The organism is Bradyrhizobium sp. Ai1a-2 (assembly GCF_000426245.1).
GTDB lineage: Bacteria > Pseudomonadota > Alphaproteobacteria > Rhizobiales > Xanthobacteraceae > Bradyrhizobium.
Genome location: NZ_AUEZ01000010.1, coordinates 1 through 18,511, shown reverse-complemented (window position 1 = coordinate 18,511; position 18,511 = coordinate 1). Strand labels below are relative to the sequence as shown.

Sequence of the window (18,511 nt, the reverse complement as noted above, 5' to 3'; positions counted from 1 at the left end):
AAGCCTTGAAATCCTATCCGACCTCGACCCGGTTTCGTCCGCTTTCCTTTGCCTGGTACAGAGCCTCGTCCGCACGCTTCATGATCGCGTCCAGATCATTCTCTCCATCGACCCGCGTCGCCACACCGATGCTGACAGTGAAGGGAATGGCACGACCGACGCTCCAATCGTGCTCGAAATCCTGCTTCTCGAATGTCGCTCTCAGCTTCTCCGCAATAGCCCGCGCCTGGTCGACGTCCGACCCCGGCAGCGCCGCCACGAATTCCTCGCCGCCCCATCTGGCGAATACATCCATCTTGCGGCTCGCAGCCATCCCGACCTTGGCCAGAACGCGAAGCACCTCATCGCCCGCGTCGTGGCCATATGTATCGTTGACCTTCTTGAAGTAGTCGACGTCGAGCATCAGTACCGCCAGATGCTCGTTCGAGCTCAGAACGTTCTCCATGACCTCGAGGAATTCTCTTCGGTTCGGCAGGCCGGTCAATTCGTCGGTCACGGCCTGCTTCTGAAGCAGGTCCATCAGGCGGACACGGTCCGTGATATCCCTGATGACGGCCGTGTACTCCAGCAAGCCGCCAACGTTGATCTTGGATATCGCGATTTCGACCGGTAGCAGCGTTCCATCACGATGCTGCCCCCAGATCCGATTGCGCTCGTCCATTTGCCGCGAATTGACCGGCGAACGGGAGAACTGGTGGATATAGGCGGAATGACGTGGCCGAAATTTCTCCGGCAAGAGGCTGACGAGGGGATGGCCGATCACCTCGGATGCGTCATATCCGAACAGATTCTCCGCAGCACGATTGAACAGGGTGATGTTGTGCTCCTGATCGACCGTGATGATCGCATCGTAAGCGGCATCTACGACGGACCGAAAGCGCGATGTGCTCACCTCCAGCTCATGCGTAAGGGTCATTTTCGGCGTGATATCGAGGCCCGTGACAAGAATCTCGAGCACGGACGAATTCCCGCCTGCATGCCGGAACGGCTTGAGCGAAAGACGCCACCAGCGCGTTCCGTCCTTGAAGTCATAGGCCTGCTCCAGCTCCTGGGCGACCCCGGTGCTGAAACACTCCATCAGCTTCTTTCGGAACTCGTGCCGCGCATAGCTCGGCATCAGCGTATCGAGCAGCATGGAGGCAGCGCGGAGCCCTCCACGCCGCCCGCCCGTCATGTCGAAGAAGCCGTCGTTGCAGGCGGTAACGATCAGCTCACCTCCCTGCCCGCGTCCCACGATCGCAACACTGGCCGCAATTCCATCAACGAATTCCTGGAGTGGGTTGGACTTGTCCGCCATGTGAACCTCGCTTCCGAGCCCCGAATGAACGTCAGATCCCCGCGCCATCGTCGACGACAGAATGGAACTTTCACTGCCACACCCTAGGATAGCGCCAACGATCAAAGGAGAGAAGTCGGCACGAAACAACGGAGGGTAGAGTAGATATGCGGCCCGGGCGGCCCTGACCGGCCTTGGTAAGCGGCGCTACCAGGGATAGAATAGTTGTCCGAACGCGCGTGCGGAAGGATGGTGAGCCATGGCGAGCTTCGACCTAGCCAAGCCTCCGGGAGCGGTTCCGCTCAGTGTGGCCGCGTCCCTCGCAAGCCACACGCTGGCCCTCGCCCTTCCGCTGGCGTTGCTGCAGACCTACGACCGCATCCTGCCGAACCAGGCCTACGGTACGACTTTCGTGCTGGCCGTGGGCGTGACCGTGGCCATCCTGCTGGAGGCCATGCTGCGATATTCCCGCTCGGTGCTGTTCGCCTATGTGGGATCGGCATTCGAGTCGGAGATGACGGTCCGCGTGGTCGATCATGTGATGCACGCCAACAGCAAGGCCCTCCATCAACTCAGTATCCCGGACCTGTCGGATGCGATGCGCGCCACCGGAGAGGTCCGCGACTTCTGGTCCGGTAACGCCGCCGTGGGTTTGCACGAATTGCCGTTCGCCGTGATCTACATCGCCTTGATCGCGTATCTGGGCTCGTGGCTTGCGGTCATTCCCCTTGTCTTTACGGCCCTCGCGCTGCTTGCGGCGCTCGTCGTCGTTCGGTCGGCGGCCATTGTCCAGCGCGAGACGCAGGAAGCGCAGGTGCAGCGCCAGAAGCTTGGCTGGGGAATCTTCCTGGGCCTGCTCGAAGCAAAGACCATGGCCGCCGAGACCCTGCTGACGCGACGCTATCGCGATGCTGTCGGGCGCGTGATGGATACGTCGGCGCAACTGGAGAACCGGATGGCGCTGATCGCCGAGAACGGCAAGCTGATGTCGCAGCTCTCGACGATCGGCATCGTGACCGCCGGCGCCTTCATGGTGGTCGGCGGAGAATTGACGACAGGCGGCCTTGCCGCATGCACGCTCCTCGCGGGACGCTCAGTGGGGCCGGCGATGGGCGCCTTCGGCTATCTCAGCCGCGGCAATCAGCGCGTCGAGGCCGAAGGGCGAATCCGCAAAGTCCTGTCGCTGCCGCGGGCTCCGGTATGGACCACCGCTGACGAGACCCGCCCGTTTACCGGTGGCACCATCGTCTTGTCGGGCCCGGCCCTGCACAGGCTGGGCGGTTCCGTCTCCATCCCGCAGGGCACCTTCGTTCATATCGACGCGCCGAATGCTCCAGTCGCCACGATGACGCTGAGAACAGTGGTGCGGCTGGAGGATTCGCTCGATCTTTCCATCACCTTTGACGGGGTGCCGAACAGCGCCTATGACCCGCAGAGCTTCCGGCAAGGCGTGACGGAGGCAAGTTCGCGCGGCGAACTGATCCGCGGCACTCTCCTCGAAAATCTTACCCTGTTCAGCCCGAACTACGAGGCGGCGGCGATCCAGCTTTCGGAGCTGCTCGGCCTGAGTACGTTCGTCGATAGCTTGCGCCAGGGCTTCATGACGCCGGTCGGCCCCGGTGAGGCGGAGATCATAAGTCCCGGCATCGCCGCGCGCATCGGCCTGATCCGGGCGCTGGTGCGACGGCCCCTCGTCCTGTGCCTCGACAACGCCGACGGGTCGCTTGATCTGGACGGCGTGGCGAGACTCCGTGAACTTTTGAAGGGGCTGAAGGGCCAAACGACGGTGTTCCTCGTATCGAGCAGGCCTAACCTTACAGAGCTCGCGGATATGAAAATACGCGTCGATCGCAGAAGGACACCGACATGACGGACGCGTCCATTCCCTCTGCCTTGCCGACTGCACCGAGCGCACCAAGCGCGACGGCCGTGGCGCCGAAGAGGCCGCCGACGTGGACCGAGACGGTGTGGCTGGAGCGTTTGGAATCAGCAGTCGGAGCCGATCGACGCGCTGCATCACCTGTCGCCGATGCCCTGCCCGCGATGCTCGTGGCGCTCGGCTGGCTCGGCACGGCGCGGACCCTGGCGGCCCTGCTGCCTGCCGCAGACGTGCCGATGACGTTTGATCATCTCGAGCAGATTCTTCCCGTCATGGGATTCCAGACCCATCGCCTGCAGGCGACGGGCACGCCATCGGACACCAACAAGCTGCGCGCCGGCAGCCTCGTCCAGACGCGCGCCGGAGATGTGGGAGTCTATCTCGGCCGGCCCGACGGCGAGGATCTCTGGCTCGCCAGGGACAGCTACTGCCGCCTTCCGCTTGGCAAAGGTGACACGATCCTCGCAGTCGAGACTGACATCGACTTCCACCCGGTCAATGAGGCCCGGCCGAACTGGTTTCGCGGTCTCTTCGAACGGATACGTGATGAGCTTTTCAAGCTCTTCGCGATGAGCTTCGTCATCAACGTGCTGGCACTGTCGGTGTCGCTGTACACCATGGTGGTCTACAGCGTCGTGATTCCCTCGGGCGCGATATCCACGATTTGGGGCCTGATGCTGGTGGCGACCGTCGCAGCGATCGGCGGCTGGGCGCTCAGCATCGGCCGCCAGATCGTGAGTTCATGGATGGGAGCATGGGCGGGCACGCGCATCGGTGCCGCGACCATGCGCAAGATGCTGGCGCTCCCCGTCGAGATGACGACGCGGCTCGGCGTCCAGAACAACATGGTCCGCATGCGCGGCTTCGAGAACGCGCGCTCTTTCCTGAGCGGCGCCGGCGGCCTCAATCTGATCGATTACCCGTTTCTCGTGATCTTCCTGTTGGTGATCGCGCTATTGGGCGGTTGGCTGGTCTTTGTGCCGATCGTTGCTCTTTTCGTCTACGCCGCGCTCGCCTTGCCGATGTCCGACTACGTGGCGAGCAGATCGACTGCCGCAGGCATTGCTTCGGGCCGTCTCGAAGAGCATGCGGTGTCGGCCTTTCATGGCATGAACGCTTTCCATCAGGCCGGCGCGGACAGCCAGTGGCTCGGCCGATTTGCCCAATTCGCGCGCGAATCGGCGCTGCGCAACCGTGACTACGCGATTGCTGTCGCCCGCGCTCAGGCGATCGGACAGATGCTGAGCTCGCTGACGGTGCTGGCGACGTTGTGCGTCGGCATTGTCCTGGTGCTCGGCGGTACGATGCATGCCGGCGGATTGGTGGCGACCATGATGCTGATCTGGCGGATCACGAGTCCCGCGCAGCAGGCGTTCAGCTCCGTGGTCCGGCTGCGCCAGGTGCAGAGCTCCGTCCAGCAAATCGACCGCCTGATGGCGACACCGGCGGAAAGCTCGGGCTCCGAATTCACCAGCCCGGTGGGCCTCGCCAATGTCATGCTCACCGCCGACCGCGTCTATTATCGGCCCGACGCCGACTACGATGCCGCGCTGAATGGCGTATCCTTCAACGTGCCGGCCGGAGAGCGCATCGCCATTGTCGGCCCCAGCGCCGGCGGGAAGACGGTGCTGCTGGAGTGCCTGGCGGGTCTCCGACGTCCTCACTCCGGCCGCGTCCTGATAGGTGGACGCGACATCCGGCAGTTCGACACCACGGAGTATCGCGCCTGGATCGGTTACGTGCCGCAATTTGTCCCGGCGCTGCCGCTCACCGTCCGCGACTATTTTCGCCTGCGCGCGCCGACACTGACCGATGAGGAAGCCTTTGCTGCGCTCGATCGGGTGATCGGCACCGACTGGCGACAACTTCAACTGTTCGGTCGCAGCGCCGACAAGGTCCTGGACCGCGAGCTCAACCCGTTCTCCGACGACGTGGCCGAGCTGCAGTTCCGCTACCTCATGGCCTTTGTCGCGGCGACGCTGAACCAGCCGGCAATCCTGCTGCTCGACGGCGATGGCATCGCCGGCACCCCGGAGTGGGACGCTCGCATCCTGCGCTATCTCGATTCCATTCGCGGCAAGACCACGGTCATCTGGGCGCCTCACATCGCGGCGCATATCCAGGCCTGTCAACAGATCGTCGTTCTGGAGCGCGGCAACGTGGTGCGCGCCGGCCCGACGGCGCCGCCTCCCGCGCTGGTGCCCCAGCCGACGGTGGCTAGATGATCTAGCTTTCAAATGTCAAACAGCGGGCCTGTAGGATGGGTAGAGCGGAGCGAAACCCATCGCGATGGAGCGAGCCGTGAGAATGATGGGTTTCGCTCCGCTCTACCCATCCTACGTCTGTTTCAAAACGACGGATGTGAGTCCGCATTCTCGCGGCGCGTTGCGTCCGAGCTTTTCGTCACTTTCCACCCGCCTCGAAATCAGCGGGCGCAGGGAAAGCCGGGTGCCGGTTGCACCCACGCGGCAACTCACGAAGCGATCTTGCGGTTGAGGAAATCGCGGATGAGCGGCACCATTTCATCGGACTTGTCCTCGAGCGCGAAGTGCCCGGTATCGATCAGGTGAAACTCGACCTTCGGCAGGTCGCGCTTGTAAGGATAGGCGCCATCGGCCGGGAAGATCTTGTCGTTCTTGCCCCAGACGATCAGCGTCGGCGGCTGATGCTTGCGGAAATAGGCCTGCACCTGCGGATAGAGCGGCAGGTTGGTGCGGTAGTCGTAGAACAGGTCCATCTGGATCTCGGCGTTGCCGGGCCGGTCGAGCAGGGCCTGGTCATGCACCCAATTGTCGGGCGAAACGCGGGTCACGTCGCTGACGCCGTCGGTGTACTGGAACCTGGTGATCTCCGGCGTGACCAGCTTGTAGAGCGCCTTGCGATGCTCCTCCGAATGGTCGGCCCAGTAGGCCTTGATCGGATCCCAGAATTCTTTCAAGCCCTCGTCATAGGCATTGCCATTCTGCACGATGAGCGCCGTGACGCGTTCGGGATGCTTGAGCGCGAGGCGCCAGCCGACGGGTGCGCCGTAGTCCATGACATACATCGCGAAGCGGCCCACACCCAACTGATCGAGCAGGCCGTCGACCAGCTCGCCGAAGCGGTCGAAGGTGTAGGCGAACCTGGCGCGGTCGGGCATATCGCTCTGCCCGTAACCCGGATAGTCGGGGGCGATGACGTGATAACGATCGGCAAGCTCCGGAATGAGGTTGCGGAACATGTGCGACGATGTCGGGAAGCCATGCAGCAGCAGCACGACCGGCGCTCCCTTCGGCCCGGCCTCGCGATAGAAGATCTTGATGCCGTCGACCGTCTTGGTGCGGTGGTGCGTGACGATCGGCGCCTTGCCGGCCGGCACACCGTTCGCCGCGAGCGCGTTCTGCGAGAGGGCTGCGCCGGCGGTCAACAGTGGCAGGCCCAAAGAGAAACGCCGGCGGCTCACGGCAACGAGCGTGTCGATCAAACGAGCGTCCTTCATATCAGGCTCCGATTGCAGAGTGACGTGTGATGCGGCGACGTGCGCCGTTCGGCAGTCCGCCAGGGAGCCGTTCGAGCCGGGCCGTCATCGATGGATTGCGGCGTACCGCATTGTGCGACCGCCGGGCAGCCCATATGATTGAGAAGGAGCTTTCGGAAGTTTGGAAAGGAAGGCAAATGGATCGCCTGGAGGCGATGTCGGTGATTGTCGCTGTGGCAGAGACCGGCAGCATCTCGGCGGCATCACGCAGACTCAAGTCGCCGGTCGCGACCATCAGCCGGAAGGTCGCCGAACTCGAGGCCCGCCTCAAGGCTCAATTGTTTCAACGCACGTCGCGGCGAATGACGCTGACCGACGCGGGACGCTCCTACATAGACGCCTGCAAGCGCATCATCGAGCAGGTGGAGGATGCCGAGCGCGAGGTGTCGGGCGAGTACCGCATGCCAAGGGGCGAGATGGCGGTGACGGCGCCATGGGGGCTCGGCCACACGCATTTGCTGCCGCACGCGATCGAATTTCTGAACGCCTATCCGGATATTTCCCTGCGGCTGATGTTGACCGACAACGTCGTCAACGTGACCGACGAGAATATCGATGTCGCGATCCGGCTCGGTCCTCTGCCGGAGAGCAGCATGATTGCGACGCGGATCGGTTCGATCCGCGTCGTGGTTTGCGGCAGCCCCTCATACCTGAAGACGCGCGGGCGGCCGAGGAAGCTCAGCGAGCTGGCCAAGCATGATTGCATCACGATCGACGATCACGCCGCGCCTGCAGCCTGGCGATTTGTGTGCGGCAATCGCCCCAAGGTGGCGCCGATAAGGTCGCGGCTCTGCGTGAATACGTCGGAAGCCGCGGTGCTCGCCGCCATCAATGGCGCTGGCCTGGCGCGGGTCATGTCCTACAAGATGGATACCGCGATGCGCGAGGGAAGGCTTGCGATCGTCCTCGATGAATTCGAGCCGAAACCGCTGCCGGTCCACATCCTCTACCCACCACGCAAGCCGATGCCGCTCAAGCTGCGCACTTTTCTCAATTGGATGACGCCGCGTCTCAAAGACCAGCTCGCCCTTGCTTAAATATCGAGGCATTTCGATCGACGGCCGGTGCCAAAGGGACGGGGCCGATCCATCGCCACAGCGGATCTGCCGGCGATTTTGAGTTCCCTTGCGAGAGATCCTCTAACCCCAAAGTTGAGGCGTTGCATCGCACCCCAATCACTGACGAAGAATTGCAGCTGGCGGATGGAAGGAATATGTTGGCCCTAGAATGACGCAGCCGCCCATCGTAAGGCGAGGCTCTGCAGGAAGACCTTACGGCGGATGGTTTGCCAACCCGCACAGGAGGTCACGTCATGTCCATCGCTCCCACACTGCAAAAGTACCTGGCCGCTGAAAACATCCAATACGAGGAGATCCAGCACGAGCTGAGCATGTCGTCCACGCGCACGGCCGAAGCATGCCATATCTCGGGCGATCGTCTTGCCAAGGGCATCGTGTTGCGACGCGACGGCGAATATATTCTCGCCGTCGTGCCCGCATCGCATCACCTCCGCCTGTCGGAGCTGCGGACAACCCTCGGTGACAATGTCGATATGGCGGATGAAACCGAAATCAATCAACTGTTCCGCGACTGCGCACGCGGCGCCGTTCCTGCCATCGGCAAGTGCTATGGGCTCGATATCATCGTCGACGATAGCATCGAGACACAGCCGGAAATCTACATCGAAGCCGGCGATCATGAGACCCTGCTTCATCTCACGCATGAGCAGTTTGCGCGCCTGACGGCGAACGCGCCGCATGGGCGCTTTAGCGCACACGACTGAGGCTTGGTCGCTCGCATCTGCCGTCGGGCAAATGCGTCGCAGCAAGTGCACCTGAATTTAGTAACGGAGGTCCGCCATGAAAGTAAAAGAAGTGATGCACAAGGGCGTCGACTGGGTCAGCCCCGACACCCCCATCACCGAAATCGCGAAATTGATGCGGGGGCATGACATCGGCTGCATTCCGATCGGAGAGGACGATCGGCTGATCGGGATGGTCACCGACCGCGATATCGTCTGCAAAGGGCTTGCGAGCACCAACTTCGATGCTCGTCGCGCGATGGCACGCGATGTCATGACCGAAGGCATCCATTGCTGCCGGGAGGACGATGACCTCGCAAAGGCGATACATCACATGGAGAAGCTGCAGGTCCGCAGGCTGCCGGTGATCAATAAGAGCAAGCGGATGGTCGGCATCCTCAGTCTGGGTGATCTCAGCCATTCTGCGTCTGGCGACAATCTGCTGTCCGAGTGCTTCAGGAGCGTTTCGGCCCATCACTGAGGCGCGACCGGCGTGACAACTGAAGCGTGATGACTTTTCTTCGAATCGTCATCCCGCTCTGGCTCTTTGTTTGAGCATGATCTCCGCGGAAACGCTCGTCCGGCTCGCCGCGCGTAGCCGATAGGCGAAGCTGTAGCGCGACAGCTAAGTTAAAACTCTGTGCATTGATTTTCCTTGCTTTTTTCTTCTATCCCCGCCAGGCATTTGCAACTCCCCGCCACGTTGGCTGAAACTTCAAACGTCCACGCGCCACATATCTTGGAACTGAGTCTGCCAGCAGGTGCGTGCGGCCGCAATGCGAGAGGCCGGTCGCTGGGCATCGCCCTGAAATCATTGAAGTTCGTTACCGTAAGCACTGCATCAGGTAAGGAGTTCCGCGCAGTGTTAGTTTCCAGCGGTTCCGAGCAAAGCTGAGCACACGTTCTGCGCTTGTTGCCGTTAGATCTTCCGCAAAACCTCCTCTAAGGCGTGGGAAGTCTATGGATCGTACGACTTTTTCTGGCGAACCAAGGCGTGAACCCTGCATTTGGAAGGTCGAGATCACGACATTGGACCTGTTCGAGAGCCACTTCTGCGCGTTGGCCGTCGATATGCGAACGAGACTGATTGTAGCGTCCGCGGTATTCCACAATCCCCCGGACATTGTCGCTACGCTTGATGAGGCCTGCACGCATTCGGGGCGTCCCGACCAAATTTGGATCGACAAGGGTTTCAAATTCTCGCCTTCGTCGGTCAAAGAGTGGAGCGCACGGAGCACCGTCGAAGTCGTGTGGGGACCGCCTTTCCCGCGAGAGAGCTCAACATGAGCCAAAGGTCGCGACAGCTATCTCGATCGCAAGCAGTCCTTTGCGCTTTCAAGAGAAAACGCGGGCGAGAAAGTCAGCTACGACAGCCATGACGACTTCCCGTTGTTATATAATAACACTCCTTTGGTGCTGGATTTGTTGCATAGGATTGCATGCGCAAGAATACCGTCCCTAGGAAAGCTGCTGGTGCCGTATCCAATCGGGAAGGCTCCACAGTTTGGGATCTGGACATTTGGAGGTTGGAATCCGGCTTCGAGTGTTGCGTGGCAGACGCGCGCGGTGGAAACGTCTGCCGTCCGCTGAAGTCGCTTTCGGTTTCCTCAATCATTGAGTTCCTCGAAGGAGTGATACGTGATTTCGGCTTGCCTTCGGGGATAAGGAGCGATTCTAGCAAGGAGTTCATGAGGTGGGAATTCCGCGAATTTGTAGCTTCGCGCGGTATCTGCCATCAGGTGGCGAGAGCGCCTTCGCGAGGTACGCTTGCGACGAGTGACTAGCTTCGCCCGACCGGGTCCATGGTGCCTATCTGAGGCCGACTCGGATCGAACGAGAAACGACGTCATGGAGGATCGCTTGGGCAAGACGCTCGTCCCTAGCCTAAGCAGACAAGGACAATCGACAGTGGTGATCAACATGTCGCAGACGCGCGTGATGGACTCGGGCAAGCGACTGAAGCGTCTCCTTCAAGATGTGGGCATCGAGCGCACCGAGATGGAATGCCTTGAGCTTTCCGCCCGCCTTCTCGGATTCAAGTCTTGGGACAGCTACCGGAGTCGGCGCGACTTGCCGCTAAGCCCTCTGGATGACGATCTTACCGATGAGGAGTTTTGCGCGCGGGATTCTCTCCAGATGAGCGTGCTCGAACTCGAAGGATTGGGAAGCGTGGCGAGACAATTGCTAGATCGATGCGATCCCACCGGCTCTTGGCGCGATGCGCTTCCAAAGGAATGGGGCGACGGATTTTACCTGCTTCGCCGAGGAGTCGTTGATTAGCGATCCGCAAAGCGTCGAACGCGCCACTAGGGGGCCGGCTATCGGTCCAGGCGACGACCTAGCACGCGTGGTTTTAATGGTTAGAACTAGCCGCCCATAACAGTCTGGTTGAAGGTTCGAGTCCGCTGGGATCGCCCGCCCTGTGTTCGGTTGTTCTTATGCGGACACTTTGAAAACGACTCGATTTCCGCTTTAAGAACGACTCGATTTCGTTTTGAAAACGACTCGATCTAAGATCTCCCTGAAACGCCTATCGAATTTCTCCTCGATTTTTTCGCCGAATTTGGACCCTAAAAAAGTGAGGGGGATCTAATCAGCCTCTTCGGTCCTCCGACGCACGCGTAATCCGCCCGATCGCCTATCGAGGAAGCCATGAAGCAGCCAGTGACGAAATTCGTGTTCCACGAGCAGGAAGTCGGCGGCGTCACGTTCCGGGCCATGGTAGAGAGCGGGCGCGTCGTACTGAAGATGCAGAATTCGAGCGGCCAGGAGTCCAGCGTGGATCTCATCGGAGAGGCATTCGCGCTGCCCCGCCTTTGCTATCCCGAACATCGCTGGCAGCGCCGCGGGATGCTTTCAAGACCGAGTGCCTTTTATCAAGAAGTCTAAGTCAATATCGCGCCGAGCTAATCGTGAATGATCGCATTTTCCGTGTCTGTTGAGATATATTCAAAAAAGACAGCAGGCGTGTCCGCCACAATCCTATCCGCCAATGAACAGGTGTCTCTGCCGAAGAGAGCGATTTAGTTAGATCAACTAGGAACTGGAATCCATTCCCTAAAGAGGGCAAGAACCTCTTGGGCGAGGTCCTCAGCACTATCATTGTTGGCAAGGCGTTGAAGACGAGGAAACTGCGGAGCCGGAATCCTGTCCTGAAGTTGCTGCAACCGGTCCATTGCTTGAGAATAGCTCGGAGCCTGCTCACCGCGAGGTGTCTTTGCATCAGGCAAGAGAAGCCCAAGAGCAACGGCTACATCGCGTGTGGCTCCTCCGAATGCTGCAAGCGGTATAAATGCATGTCCCGCCTCGATGCTCAGGATCGCCTCTTCTGCAATGCCTGGCATGCTGCCCTCGTACTGGTCGTTCGCACGACCGATTACGCCCATTTTGCCACCCATCGCGACACGACCCTGAACCATTGAGGTAACGGCCTGCCGCGCAAAGCTGAACCCGTCCGCAGTTCCTGCAACGGGATGCTGAGCAAGCCACGTAGAAAGCTGCGCTTGATCACGGATAGTCTGGCGATCCGCCCCCCTCTCCCCAATCAACAAGTCGCCCCCGATACGTTGTACGGGATGCAGAGCCCCACCTGCAGCGAGCATGATTTTCGCTACTCCATGGGCTGCTCTCGCAGAGTCCATCAGCATCTGAAAATTCAGTCGCCTTACGACGGGCTCAGGCAGAACATTGATGAATGGTGTTACTCCCTGGCCCGCATAAGTTCCCGTTAGAAACTTGAACATCGTCAGCGTGTAGCCGCCCGGCCTAAGATCTCCGGCATAGAGGATGGTGCAGGACTCTCGAATCAAGGCCGTGCAGATGGTTAGCAGCACACGCTGCACCTCTCGTTCGGGAAACCCAAGTTTCTCGCGATCAGGGGAGTTCCCGATTGATATGGCGATTGCGCGACGCTGTTTGCTGCTCATCTGAGCTCGCTCAGGGTGAGAATAGGTACATCAGGTCTGAGTTGGCGTATCGCCTTAGCAAGCAACTCCGCCTCGATGTTGCCCAGAGGAGGATCTGGATAGACTATCGCTGTTCCTAAATCATCGCGATCTATGAGATCAAAGAGCTCTGGCGGCCGCGGCAGGACGAGAGCACCACGACGTCCAACTTTTGTGAGACGCCGCATCGCTTGAGCCTGGAAAATGTCGCAGCGCAGGCCTTCAGAGAGGGTCTGAACAAGTAGCTGTTCGATCCAAGTTGTCTTATTGGAATCTGTCGTCACACGCACCTTTGGAAGATTTGCTCCATAAGGATACGTTCTACTCGTTCGAACGTGTCCAATGTCAGCGAGCACAATTGGGCGCCTAGCTCGCTTCGCAACAGTGAGCTCGAAAATGCACCAAGGTCGAGAATCGTAGACATCTGAAACGACAGCCAGGAGCGTGCCACGATTTATCTCGCTGATAAATCGAGCTTCATAGTCCTCACCCGGAGAAAGTTCCATTGCGTCGTAGAACGTCTGGAGCGGCACATCATGTTGCGTGTCGTTGACGTAGTCGATGATCGCCCGCGCTGTTCTGTCGCCATCTGCCTTCGCGTGACTTACGAAGAGAGGTTCATCTCTAGTATCGCCTCCGAAAATCCCTCGCAGATGCTGCCGTAGGCTGAAGACCAAGTGAAGAAGAAATCGCGCATCTCGGGCTGCTTCATCATCGAGAGTAGATGCCCAGATGTCACGGCGAGCATATTGCGTATGCCTGGTGCTATCGGAGACTAAGGGAGGATCCCGATCAGGGCTGCCGAACGGGATGTAGATATCAGCGTCACCGCGTTCATCCATTGAGGCCCGCAACTCCGCCACATAGCCGCTCCACTCGGCGGCATCCTCCTGCATATAGCCATCGTGAAGGAGGACGATCGCGTTATACCACCGTTACGACATCAACAAATGGCTTGGATTCTACGAGCGAGGCTTGCGACGCATTCTCCAAATCAATCGCTCTGGAACGCCGTTCAGGGAATTCTACGCGGCACTCATTCTCACTAGGATGCTTACGGACCGCCCCATCGGCTACGTTGACCTGCGCAGTCCGGCAGGTGTTGGCATTGGCGCGCTTGTTTACAACTACGATGGATGTGTTTTCGCGTCGGATGAAGGCAGGATGCTGGCCGAGACCGGCGACAACACTTTCCGGCTTGGGCACGTTAACGAGGACGACTACACGTCGCTGATCCTCTCCGATCGGCTCATTGAAGCGGTCTCTTCGTCGCTTACCCAATGCGCGCCAGAATGCTCCACATGTGCCTTTGAAAGCCATTGTGGCGCTGATCCTGTCTATCATCATGCTACCCAAGGCGACACACTTGGTATCAAGCCTCTTTCGGCATTTTGTGCGCGGCAAAAGGGAATCATGACGCTGCTTCTCGATATTCTGGAGAACTCGCCGGAAGATGCCTCCATTATGCGCCGCTGGGCCTGATCATGAAGCTGCAATTGTTCGGGACGGCCATCGAGTGCATCGGACTCAACCGGGCGACTGATCGGTCCGTCGCAAGGGTGAGAGTGGCTGACAAGTCCGGCACGAAGCATGCGTCCGACTTCGCGCTCGTTCGGACCATCGAAGAGCTTGAGCGCGCGAGGGCACTAGATTGGCGATCCTTCTTTTGCGTGGGAGAGGAATTTAGCCCAGTCTTACGACAGCAATCAGGCCGCGCGATAGCTGTATCGCATCAATTCGACTATCTTGCCGATGGAGACGTAATCGGCATTCATCACGCTTCGAAACGGTTTCGCACGCTCTATCGAAAGAATTCCAGACACAACTCTTTCCTGGTTACGGAGCGATGCAATAACTATTGCCTGATGTGCTCACAGCCGCCAAAAGACGCAGATGACGGCTGGATCTTGGACGAGATAGTGGAGAGCCTACCGCTCGTTGAGCCGAGTCTAAGTTATCTGACGTTTACAGGTGGGGAGCCACTTACAAACTGGCGCGCGTTTGTGGAGGTGCTTGCTCAATGCAGGGACCAATTGCCCAATACCGCAATCCAAGTTTTAACAAACGGCAGGGCATTTGCCGATTCAAAGATTGTGGATGCTTGGAGTGCCATTCGGCATCCCAATTTGATGGCTGCAATTCCGGTCTATTCGGCTGTTGATCATATTCATGACTACGTGGTGCAGGCAAAAGGCGCGTTCGACGAAACTATTCTTGGAATTCTAAAACTAAAAGATCGAGGTCATCGCGTTGAAATTCGCGTGGTGCTTCACGCTTGGACCGCCCCCACGATTGCAGATACCTGCCGCTGGTTGGCCCGTAACTTCCCATTCGTTGATCATGTTGCATTGATGGGACTAGAGAATACCGGCTTCGCGCTCGCAAATGATGCGCTGCTCTGGATAGATCCGATGGAGTACCTGGCAGCACTCGCCGATGGCGTAGACGTGCTGAGCGCTGCAGGTATCAACGTTTCGATTTATAATCTGCCACGCTGTGTTCTTGATCGCTCTGTGTGGCGTTTCGCTGTTCAATCCATCTCTGACTGGAAAAATGGATACGTGGAAGAATGCGATCCGTGCAGCGAGCGCGAGCGATGCAGCGGTCTGTTCACTTCAGGGCGGCCGCGGCTGAGCCGCGGGATAAGAGCGATTGTTCCATAATCTCTCAGTTGGAGATGGCTATCCGGCGACACGGCGCCCGGATTCGAGAATGTAGCTGTCTAATTAGGCCGCGGACTGACCAAGACGCAGCCATAGCCTGATTGACGCAAGTTGAACAAAGGCAAGGTAGTTGGCGGCAGCCTGTCGTAGCGCGTCGCCACCCGACGACATTGTTTGGTCCTGTTGAAGAACCGCTTGACCCAGTTGCGGGCGCGGTAGAGATATGGGCCGAAGCAGAGTATCCCTGCGCTGGGAGCCGCCTTGTTTGATGGACGCGAGCGCTGCAGGTCCTAGGGGTAATCCTAGGAGAAGCGCTATGACGATTTCGCGGGCGGAGGTTATCACATCGGTTGAGCGGCGGCGCCGTTGGTCGCAGGACGAGAAGGAGCGGCTGGTTGCAGCGTCGCTTGAGCCCGGAGCCAGTGTTTCCGAGGTGGCTCGCGTGGCTGGCCTTCATGTCAGCCAGCTGTTCAGGTGGCGCAAAGAGCTTTGCAAGCACGGCGAAGCGAGTATAGCGCCGTTCGTGCCGGTGGCGATTGGGCCGTCCGTGCCGCCGCGGGAGGTGGCCGAAGCACCGGTGACGACCACGGCGGCGCGTCGACGGAGGAGCCAGGGCATTATCGAGATTGATCTTGGAAGCGGGCACCGCGTCCGGGTCGATGGCGACGTTGATGGAGACGCGCTACGTCGCGTTCTCGATGCTTTGGTTCGCCGATGATCCCGGTTCCGACGGGCGCGCGAGTGTGGCTCGCGACAGGCTACACGGACATGCGCCGAGGCTTTCCGTCGTTGGCACTCCAAGTGCAGGAGGTGCTGCGCAAGGACCCGCTCAGCGGTCATCTGTTCGTCTTCCGCGGTCGCCGAAGCGATCTTGTGAAACTGATCTGGCACGATGGCCAGGGAGCATGCCTTTTTACCAAAAGGCTCGAGCGAGGAAGGTTCATCTGGCCATCGGTTGCGGGCGAGGCAGTGACGATCTCGTCGGCGCAGTTGAGCTATCTGTTGTCCGGAATCGATTGGCGAACCCCGCAAGAAGTCCAGCGTCCGACGCGGGTCGGATAACCGTTTTGGGTTGAATCTGCTGCTCGATCTGATTCAATGGCTGCATGATATCGAAGCCGGACGACCTCCCGTCGGACCTTGTTAGTGCCCTGGCGGCGCTGCAAGCCGAGCGTGAGGCCCGGCTGCGAGCCGAGGCGATGGCTGCCAGCGCTCAGGCGGAGCTGTCGGAGAACGCGGCGCTGATCGCGCATCTTGAGCTTCGGATCGAGAAGCTCAAACGCGAACTGCACGGGCAGCGATCCGAGCGCACAGCGCGGCTGATCGAGCAGCTGGAGTTGGAGCTCGAGGAACTCGTCACCACGGCGAGTGAGGATGAGCTTGTCGCGCAGGCGGCAGCAGCGAAGACGCAGAACGTCCGCCCCTTCATGCGCAAGCGGCCGGTTCGCAAGCCATGGCCGGACGACATCGAACACGAGCGCGTCGTCATCGAGGCTCCAACGAGCTGCGACTGCTGCGGTGGATCTCGGCTGGCGAAGATCGGGGAGGATGTGACCAAGACGCTGGAGGAGATCCCGCGTCGCTTCAAGGTTATCGAGACGGTGCGCGAAAAGTTCACCTGCCGCGATTGCGAGAAGATCAGCCAGCCGCCAGCACCGTTCCACGCCACGCCGCGCGGCTTCATCGGTCCGCAACTGCTGGCGACAATCTTGTTCGACAAGTTCGGCATGCATATCCCGCTCAACCGTCAGAGCGTGCGCTTTAAGGCTGAGAGGATCGATTTACCGCTGTCGACGTTGGCCGACCAGGTCGGCCACGGGACCTTCGCCGTCATGCCGCTGTTCCAGCTGATCGAGCGTCATGTGCTCGCGGCCGAGCGCCTGCATGGCGACGACACCACCATCCGCATCCTGGCAAAGAGCAAGTGCACGACCGGCCGGATCTGGACGTATGTGCGGGATGACCGGCCCTTCGGTGGGCCTGCGCCGCCGGCGGCGGTCTATTACGCCTCGAGTGATCGAAGGGGCGAACATCCCCAGAAGCATCTGGCCGCCTTCGCCGGTATCCTGCAAGCCGACTGCTACAATGGCTTCGAGCCGCTGTTCGACCCGAAAAGGAAAGGGATGCCGATCACGCCGGCATTTTGCCTGGCCCATGCGCGGCGGGGCTTCTTCGAGCTGGCTGACATCGAGAAAACCGCCCGGGACGGACAGAAAGGCAAACCGGTCTCCCCGATCGCGCTGGAGGCGGTCAGGCGTCTTGACGCCCTGTTCGAGGTCGAGCGCGCCATCAACGGCCGAAATGCCGACGAGCGGCGTGCCGTACGCCAGGAGAGAAGCAAGCCGCTGCTCGACGACATGCACGCCTGGCTGCTCCGAGAGCGCGAAACCCTCTCGCACTCTTCCGAGGTCCTGAAGCCGATCAACTACATGCTCAGGCGCTGGGAGGGCTTCGCCCGCTTCCTCGACGACGGCAGGATCTGCCTCAGCAACAACGCCGCCGAAAGAGCGTTGCGCGGCATCGCCTTGGGAAGGCGCAACTGGACCTTCGCCGGCAGCCTGCGCGGCGCTGACCGCGCCGCCATCATGCTGACGATGATCACGACCTGTCGCCTGAACGACGTCGATCCCAAAGCCTGGCTCGCCGACATCCTCGCCCGTATCGCCGATCTTCCCGCATCGCGCCTGCACGAGCTGCTGCCCTGGGAATGGAAGCTCCTGCGCCAAGCCGACAACCCCACCGATCTGCAAGCCGCCCGACCTTCACGCATCGCCATCATAGAACTCGCCGTGCCCGCGCGCATGCGTCAATCAGGCGGTCTTCTTCGTATGCGTACGAAGCAGATCGGATCGCTGCGATTGCTTTTCGGCGGGATGTTGGCCCACGCCCCTTTCTCCATCGCAAGCTCCCTGATCCAGTCGGCATCGTAGCCCCGGTCGGCAAGCAGCGTTGACCCGGATTTCAGACGAGACAGCAGTTTTCCGGCAAGTCGAACGTCGTGGGCCTCACCGGGGCTCAACGCCAGCCGTACCGGCAGACCATTGCTATCGACCAACGCATGAAGTTTGCTGGTCAAGCGTAAGCGCGATTTTCCCCGCACGTTGACGCCGGCGGTTTTGATGGATTGCCCTAGTATCGGGGCGATACCGGTCCGTTCAGGCAGTGGCGGCTTTGTGGAAGTTGAAGGGCAGCAGGTCGGTAATATCGGCGTCGCCGGCGCGCTGAGGCAATTCGGTGAGGACGTGGCGCAACCACGCTAACGGCTCGACACGTGAGGCGCGGCAGGTCAGCATCAGGCTGTAGACGACGGCACTGGCCTTGGCTCCGTCCACGGTATCGCTGAACAACCAACTCTTCCTGCCAGTTGCAAAAACCCTGATGTCGCGCTCCAGAAGATTGTTGTCGATCGGCATGCTGCCGTCCCCGGTGTA

The 18,511-nt window shown here is 60.0% G+C and carries 16 protein-coding genes and 3 pseudogenes; 12 read left to right on the top strand and 7 right to left on the bottom strand.

Annotation, left to right across the window (positions count from 1 at the left end):
- Positions 1–13: 13 nt before the first annotated feature.
- The gene (locus K288_RS0109590) at positions 14–1,297 is read right to left on the bottom strand and encodes a diguanylate cyclase (RefSeq protein ID WP_027579347.1); all 1,284 of its coding nucleotides are present in this window, start codon (positions 1,295–1,297) and stop codon (positions 14–16) included.
- 238 nt (positions 1,298–1,535) lie between these two features.
- Here K288_RS0109590 and K288_RS0109585 point away from each other — a divergent pair, with 238 nt between their 5' ends.
- Complete coding sequence (locus K288_RS0109585) at positions 1,536–3,146, top strand: ABC transporter transmembrane domain-containing protein (RefSeq protein ID WP_027579346.1); 1,611 nt, start codon at positions 1,536–1,538, stop codon at positions 3,144–3,146.
- Positions 3,143–5,380 carry an ATP-binding cassette domain-containing protein gene (locus K288_RS0109580; protein ID WP_027579345.1) on the top strand — a complete coding sequence of 746 codons (2,238 nt, stop codon included), beginning with the start codon at positions 3,143–3,145 and terminating at the stop codon, positions 5,378–5,380. Before K288_RS0109585 ends, K288_RS0109580 begins: the two co-directional genes overlap by 4 nt.
- A 248-nt stretch (positions 5,381–5,628) precedes the next feature.
- Here K288_RS0109580 and K288_RS0109575 read toward each other — a convergent pair whose 3' ends face one another.
- Complete coding sequence (locus tag K288_RS0109575) at positions 5,629–6,633, bottom strand: alpha/beta hydrolase (protein ID WP_051334445.1); 1,005 nt, start codon at positions 6,631–6,633, stop codon at positions 5,629–5,631.
- 176 nt (positions 6,634–6,809) lie between these two features.
- Between K288_RS0109575 and K288_RS0109570 the strand changes: the two genes are divergently transcribed.
- From K288_RS0109570 to K288_RS0109545, 5 genes are all read left to right on the top strand, one after another.
- Positions 6,810–7,709 (top strand): LysR family transcriptional regulator, encoded by a 900-nt coding sequence (locus K288_RS0109570; RefSeq protein WP_027579343.1) that lies wholly within the window; start codon positions 6,810–6,812, stop codon positions 7,707–7,709.
- Positions 7,710–7,984: 275 nt separating this feature from the next.
- Positions 7,985–8,455: a YbaK/EbsC family protein gene (locus tag K288_RS0109565; protein WP_027579342.1), complete on the top strand. Its 471-nt coding sequence runs from the start codon at positions 7,985–7,987 to the stop codon at positions 8,453–8,455.
- 76 nt (positions 8,456–8,531) lie between these two features.
- Positions 8,532–8,954, top strand: coding sequence for a CBS domain-containing protein (locus K288_RS0109560; protein WP_027579341.1), 423 nt, complete (start codon positions 8,532–8,534; stop codon positions 8,952–8,954).
- 1,379 nt (positions 8,955–10,333) lie between these two features.
- The gene (locus K288_RS0109550; protein WP_152535460.1) at positions 10,334–10,753 is read left to right on the top strand and encodes a hypothetical protein; all 420 of its coding nucleotides are present in this window, start codon (positions 10,334–10,336) and stop codon (positions 10,751–10,753) included.
- A 372-nt stretch (positions 10,754–11,125) separates the two neighbouring features.
- The gene (locus K288_RS0109545; protein WP_027579338.1) at positions 11,126–11,362 is read left to right on the top strand and encodes a hypothetical protein; all 237 of its coding nucleotides are present in this window, start codon (positions 11,126–11,128) and stop codon (positions 11,360–11,362) included.
- 143 nt (positions 11,363–11,505) lie between these two features.
- On the opposite strand, the gene K288_RS0109540 is transcribed toward K288_RS0109545, so the two are convergent.
- A complete protein-coding gene (locus K288_RS0109540) occupies positions 11,506–12,399 on the bottom strand; it encodes a hypothetical protein (protein WP_027579337.1) in 894 nt (297 codons plus the stop codon).
- Positions 12,396–13,313: a TIR domain-containing protein gene (locus K288_RS0109535; RefSeq protein WP_027579336.1), complete on the bottom strand. Its 918-nt coding sequence runs from the start codon at positions 13,311–13,313 to the stop codon at positions 12,396–12,398. Before K288_RS0109535 ends, K288_RS0109540 begins: the two co-directional genes overlap by 4 nt.
- Before the next feature lie 79 nt (positions 13,314–13,392).
- On the opposite strand from K288_RS0109535, the gene K288_RS50445 reads away from it, so the two are divergent.
- Positions 13,393–13,899, top strand: coding sequence for a hypothetical protein (locus K288_RS50445; protein ID WP_152535459.1), 507 nt, complete (start codon positions 13,393–13,395; stop codon positions 13,897–13,899).
- 2 nt (positions 13,900–13,901) lie between these two features.
- Entirely contained in the window at positions 13,902–15,080 is a 1,179-nt protein-coding gene (hxsC, locus tag K288_RS45115) for a His-Xaa-Ser system radical SAM maturase HxsC (protein WP_084799530.1), read from the top strand.
- A 63-nt stretch (positions 15,081–15,143) separates the two neighbouring features.
- Here the strand turns inward: hxsC and K288_RS50440 are convergent.
- Positions 15,144–15,301 (bottom strand): annotated as a pseudogene (locus tag K288_RS50440) (IS5/IS1182 family transposase); the annotation flags it as partial.
- Positions 15,302–15,303: 2 nt separating this feature from the next.
- On the opposite strand from K288_RS50440, the gene K288_RS0109520 reads away from it, so the two are divergent.
- From K288_RS0109520 to K288_RS45110, 3 genes and pseudogenes are all read left to right on the top strand, one after another.
- Positions 15,304–15,798 (top strand): transposase, encoded by a 495-nt coding sequence (locus tag K288_RS0109520; protein WP_152535458.1) that lies wholly within the window; start codon positions 15,304–15,306, stop codon positions 15,796–15,798.
- On the top strand, positions 15,795–16,142 hold the full coding sequence (gene tnpB / locus K288_RS0109515; RefSeq protein WP_027579333.1) for an IS66 family insertion sequence element accessory protein TnpB: 348 nt from the start codon (positions 15,795–15,797) through the stop codon (positions 16,140–16,142). Before K288_RS0109520 ends, tnpB begins: the two co-directional genes overlap by 4 nt.
- A 44-nt stretch (positions 16,143–16,186) precedes the next feature.
- A pseudogene (locus K288_RS45110) lies at positions 16,187–17,797 on the top strand (IS66 family transposase); the annotation flags it as partial.
- Between the two features lie 119 nt (positions 17,798–17,916).
- Here K288_RS45110 and K288_RS50435 read toward each other — a convergent pair.
- A pseudogene (locus K288_RS50435) lies at positions 17,917–18,174 on the bottom strand (transposase); the annotation flags it as partial.
- A gap of 61 nt (positions 18,175–18,235) precedes the next feature.
- A partial coding sequence (locus K288_RS45105) for a transposase domain-containing protein (RefSeq protein WP_043159543.1) occupies positions 18,236–18,511 on the bottom strand: 276 nt, incomplete at its 5' end.

What these genes read in the sequence shown, in the direction of transcription:
- K288_RS0109580 (WP_027579345.1), top strand. Translation starts at nt 3,143, where the DNA reads ATGACGGACGCGTCCATTCCCTCTGCCTTGCCGACTGCACCGAGCGCA.
- K288_RS0109535 (WP_027579336.1), bottom strand. Translation starts at nt 13,313, where the DNA reads ATGCAGGAGGATGCCGCCGAGTGGAGCGGCTATGTGGCGGAGTTGCGG.
- K288_RS0109590 (WP_027579347.1), bottom strand. Translation starts at nt 1,297, where the DNA reads ATGGCGGACAAGTCCAACCCACTCCAGGAATTCGTTGATGGAATTGCG.
- K288_RS0109570 (WP_027579343.1), top strand. Translation starts at nt 6,810, where the DNA reads ATGGATCGCCTGGAGGCGATGTCGGTGATTGTCGCTGTGGCAGAGACC.
- K288_RS0109565 (WP_027579342.1), top strand. Translation starts at nt 7,985, where the DNA reads ATGTCCATCGCTCCCACACTGCAAAAGTACCTGGCCGCTGAAAACATC.
- K288_RS0109545 (WP_027579338.1), top strand. Translation starts at nt 11,126, where the DNA reads ATGAAGCAGCCAGTGACGAAATTCGTGTTCCACGAGCAGGAAGTCGGC.
- K288_RS0109540 (WP_027579337.1), bottom strand. Translation starts at nt 12,399, where the DNA reads ATGAGCAGCAAACAGCGTCGCGCAATCGCCATATCAATCGGGAACTCC.
- hxsC (WP_084799530.1), top strand. Translation starts at nt 13,902, where the DNA reads ATGAAGCTGCAATTGTTCGGGACGGCCATCGAGTGCATCGGACTCAAC.
- tnpB (WP_027579333.1), top strand. Translation starts at nt 15,795, where the DNA reads ATGATCCCGGTTCCGACGGGCGCGCGAGTGTGGCTCGCGACAGGCTAC.
- K288_RS0109585 (WP_027579346.1), top strand. Translation starts at nt 1,536, where the DNA reads ATGGCGAGCTTCGACCTAGCCAAGCCTCCGGGAGCGGTTCCGCTCAGT.
- K288_RS0109575 (WP_051334445.1), bottom strand. Translation starts at nt 6,633, where the DNA reads ATGAAGGACGCTCGTTTGATCGACACGCTCGTTGCCGTGAGCCGCCGG.
- K288_RS0109520 (WP_152535458.1), top strand. Translation starts at nt 15,304, where the DNA reads ATGGGCCGAAGCAGAGTATCCCTGCGCTGGGAGCCGCCTTGTTTGATG.
- K288_RS0109560 (WP_027579341.1), top strand. Translation starts at nt 8,532, where the DNA reads ATGAAAGTAAAAGAAGTGATGCACAAGGGCGTCGACTGGGTCAGCCCC.